Source organism: Candidatus Neomarinimicrobiota bacterium, assembly GCA_041862535.1.
GTDB lineage: Bacteria > Fidelibacterota > Marinisomatia > SCGC-AAA003-L08 > TS1B11.
Genome location: JBGVTM010000174.1, coordinates 1 through 3240, shown reverse-complemented (window position 1 = coordinate 3240; position 3240 = coordinate 1). Strand labels below are relative to the sequence as shown.

The 3240-nt window shown below is 56.7% G+C and carries 4 protein-coding genes; all 4 read right to left on the bottom strand.

Annotation, left to right across the window (positions count from 1 at the left end; genetic code table 11):
- Positions 1-513, bottom strand: a 513-nt coding sequence (locus tag ACETWG_06275; GenBank protein MFB0516192.1) for an RnfABCDGE type electron transport complex subunit D, incomplete at its 3' end; no start/stop codon positions are given.
- The gene (locus tag ACETWG_06270; GenBank protein MFB0516191.1) at positions 464-898 is read right to left on the bottom strand and encodes an RnfABCDGE type electron transport complex subunit D; all 435 of its coding nucleotides are present in this window, start codon (positions 896-898) and stop codon (positions 464-466) included. The genes ACETWG_06270 and ACETWG_06275, both read right to left, overlap by 50 nt.
- A gap of 148 nt (positions 899-1046) precedes the next feature.
- Positions 1047-2393, bottom strand: coding sequence for an electron transport complex subunit RsxC (rsxC, locus tag ACETWG_06265; protein MFB0516190.1), 1347 nt, complete (start codon positions 2391-2393; stop codon positions 1047-1049).
- 203 nt (positions 2394-2596) lie between these two features.
- On the bottom strand, positions 2597-3240 hold a 644-nt coding region (locus ACETWG_06260), incomplete at its 5' end, for a nickel-dependent hydrogenase large subunit (protein ID MFB0516189.1).

The following is a 3240-nucleotide window of genomic DNA, read 5'->3' as shown; positions in this document are numbered from 1 at the left end:
ACCGAAGCCGAAAATCCACGAACCCTTGGGTGTAATCGGCGAGGTGACCATGTCGGTCGCCATAAAGAAGGCCCCCAGCATCAACCCACCGGACAGGAGGTGGAACACAGGATCGGGATATTGGGCGGGACTGATAAGCCAGAATATTCCGCCTACAATAAACACCGTGCCCAGAAAACTGGCCGGGATGCGCCAGTCGGCATATTTGCGCACTATCAGATACAGTCCGCCGATGATAATGGCCACGGCCGAAGTCTCCCCCAGACAACCACCGATGTTGCCGAGCAAAAGGTCCTGGTAGGCTGTCAGGATGCGCTCGAACTTGAATTGTCCCAGCGGCGTGGCGGCGGTGATGGCGTCCAGAGTGCCGAACTTGGCGGTGCTGGGGAAGGTCCAGGTGGTCATCTGCACCGGGAAACTGGCCTGCAAAAAGGCCCGCCCCAGCAGCGCCGGATTGAATATGTTATATCCCAGGCCGCCAAAGATCTGCTTCCCGATGGCAATGGCAAACACCGCCCCGATCACTCCACAGCTGTAGGGAAAAGCAGGCGGCAGGGGTCAATGCCAGGAGCAGTCCGGTAATAATGGCACTCCCATCCTTGATCGTAAAGGCAATCCCTCGCAGGCGATTGATCAGCGCTTCCGTGACCAGGGCTGCCAGCACGCACACGAGCATCATCCAGAGGGCTCGCATGCCGAAGTAAAAGATGGCCATGAGGGCCGCGGGTATTAAAGCACCCACCACCGACCACATGATCTTGGGAACGCTCTGGGGGCCGAATTGGTGCGGGGACGAAGAAAGGATAAGCAGTCTGGGACTCGGAGTACTTTCTTTCGCCTTATCCTCGGCGGCCGCTTTGGGCCGAGTGGTCTCCGGTTTAGAATTTTCTACCGACATATGACCAGGGATGATACTTCTGTTTCCGTCTGCTTTCTGCCGGCATTCACCTTCCCCGCAAGGGGCTAGGCATTGCAGGCCTACACTTACAGTATGACGTTATCTGGGTCTCTATGTCACTCTCACGAGATCGAAGCGGGCGCTGACCCTACGTCTTAGCCTGCAACTGGGTCAGGCTATACTTTCCCACGCGAATCCATTGCACGAGCGGGATATGCGACGGGCATACATAGGCACAGGAACCACATTCAATACAATGGTTGATTCCCAATTCTTCCGCGGCTTCCCATTGTTGCATCTCGGTCAGTCGCGCCAGCCGCGTCGGCAAGAGATTCATCGGACAAGCGGAGATACAGTTCCCACAGCGGATGCAGGGCAAGCTCTCGGCTCTTTTAACGGCGGTGGTACAGATGATGGCGCTGGTGGCCTTAACCACCGGCACACGGAGGTCATGTTGGGCGATACCCATCATGGGACCGCCCATGAAAACCAGGGCCGTCTCCGCTTTCAACCCGCCGCAAAAGTCAATCAGATGGCTGAATGGGCTGCCGACCCGGGCCATCACGTTCCGGGGCTCGTTGATGCCATCACCCGTGACGGTGACCACCCGCTGAATGAGGGGCCTACCCTCAGTAACCGCCTCCGTCACCGCCAGGGCCGTGCCCACATTGTTAACAATCACGCCCACATCCATCGGCAGTCCGCCTGCTGGTACTTTCCGACCCAATACCGCCTGGATAAGCATCTTTTCGGCTCCCTGAGGGTATTTGGTCCGAAGGGGAATAACGGGAGCATCCAGGCCGTTACCCTTGCTGCACGCCTGCATGGCTTCAATGGCATCGGGCTTATTCGTCTCGATGCCGATATATCCCTGCTCCACGCCCAGGATTTTCATGATGATGGACATGCCGGTGAGGATTTTCGGCGTCAGTTCCACCATGGCGCGATGATCGGCGGTCAGGTAAGGCTCACACTCGCAGCCATTCAGAATGAACGCGTCGATCGGCTTCTCTTTGGGTGGCGAGAGTTTCACATGGGTCGGAAAAGCAGCGCCGCCGAGGCCGACAATACCCGCATCCCAGATAAGTTTGCAGAGATATTCCCTGGCTGCGGCCCGCCAGTCTTCCGGGACCGGCAGCAGATCCCAATCATCCTCGCCGGTGCGCTGAATGTGGACCATCGGAACCTTGACGCCGGCTGGATGCAGCAGGGTAGTGATGGCTTTCACCTTGCCCGTAACCGAAGCGTGCACCGGGCTGGAGACAAACCTCTCGCTCCGGCCGATGCACTGCCCGGTCTTGACTGCATCACCCGGGCTGACTGTCGGTTCCCCAGGGGCCCCGATATGCTGCTGCAGAGGAATGAAGACCTCTTCTGGCAGGGGTAGATACTCGATTTTTTTTGTATTGGTAAATGCTTTATAATCAGGCGGGTGGACTCCTTTTCTGAAGGTCCGCAGCTTCAGAATATCCCCACCCTTACGATTGAGTTTCATCGAGGCCAGATCCATCGCATTATCCCTGCCCCGGCGATTCTACTTCGATCTCATACAGCATATACTTGAAGGTACACTGGCATTCAAGAAAATCAGACAAGGGTAACATATGCACATCTAGCGCATAGTCTAAATTTAATCAACCTACCCTGGTAGAACGGTGATCTTGTTACTTTCGCAGAGTAGCCGGGGCTGCCCGAGAATCAATGGACGGAACACGAGATGCAGGGATCATAGGATCGCACCAGCATCGAACAGAGGAGTTCCAACTCCTCGTTGCTCATCCCCTTTCCCGCAAATTGGTCGACAAGGTCATGTAATGCGTAGTGGATATTCGCGTTGTTCTGCGTGGTAGGAATCACACAGTTGGCTCGTGTGATGCGTCCCCTCTCGTCGTATTTGTAGTGATGGTAGAGGATGCCTCGTGGAACTTCGACCGCCCCTACGCCCTCACCGGCTCGCGGAGTGACCGGTGCCATGGTCGGTTCGGCCTCGGACTCCAGCAGCTGGTCGATGAGCCGTATCGAATCATGTACGACATGGACGCACTCGACCAGCTGAGCGACGTTGTTCATGAAGGGATTGTGACACACCGGCGACAGGCCCAAAGCGGAGGCCGCCTCCAGGGCCGGGGGGTGGAGTAGGCTGTGGTTATTATTGAAGCGGGCCAGGGCCCCGACCGCAAAGGAATCCCGCGAAAGCTTGCACCACTTGGAGGTATTGTTCTTATCCACGTATTCGTTGGTCATCGGCTTGTACTCGTGCTCGGCATGCTCGACGCCATCGGACGAGATCAGGCGCCCGCCAATGAACGGATATTCGTTCTCCCCCTTCAGGGATACGAACT

What these genes read in the sequence shown, in the direction of transcription:
- rsxC (MFB0516190.1), bottom strand. Translation starts at nt 2,393, where the DNA reads ATGAAACTCAATCGTAAGGGTGGGGATATTCTGAAGCTGCGGACCTTC.
- ACETWG_06270 (MFB0516191.1), bottom strand. Translation starts at nt 898, where the DNA reads ATGTCGGTAGAAAATTCTAAACCGGAGACCACTCGGCCCAAAGCGGCC.